This is a genomic window from Paenibacillus sp. EKM301P (genome assembly GCF_011800295.1).
GTDB lineage: Bacteria > Bacillota > Bacilli > Paenibacillales > Paenibacillaceae > Paenibacillus > Paenibacillus polymyxa.
The window spans coordinates 1-281 of sequence record NZ_JAALFM010000127.1; the positions used below are offsets into that span (position 1 = coordinate 1).

The following is a 281-nucleotide window of genomic DNA, read 5'->3' on the forward strand; positions in this document are numbered from 1 at the left end:
GTGCCGGCGAGAGGACTTGAACCCCCAACCTACTGATTACAAGTCAGTTGCTCTACCAATTGAGCTACACCGGCACAAAAACTATTCAATTAAAAGTGGCTCGGGACGGAATCGAACCGCCGACACGAGGATTTTCAGTCCTCTGCTCTACCGACTGAGCTACCGAGCCTCACAATAGAGCTCTTTATCAAGCAATGTATTACTAATGGCGGAACTGACGGGATTCGAACCCGCGATCTCCTGCGTGACAGGCAGGCATGTTAGGCCTCTACACCACAGTT

Annotated in this window: 2 tRNA genes; both read right to left on the bottom strand. The window is 50.9% G+C overall.

What is annotated here, in order from left to right:
• Nucleotide 1 precedes the first annotated feature (1 nt).
• A tRNA-Thr gene (locus tag HFD99_RS25155) sits at nt 2-74 on the bottom strand.
• A 22-nt stretch (nt 75-96) separates the two neighbouring features.
• Nucleotides 97-169: transfer RNA gene (locus HFD99_RS25160), tRNA-Phe, on the bottom strand.
• Nucleotides 170-281: the final 112 nt, after the last annotated feature.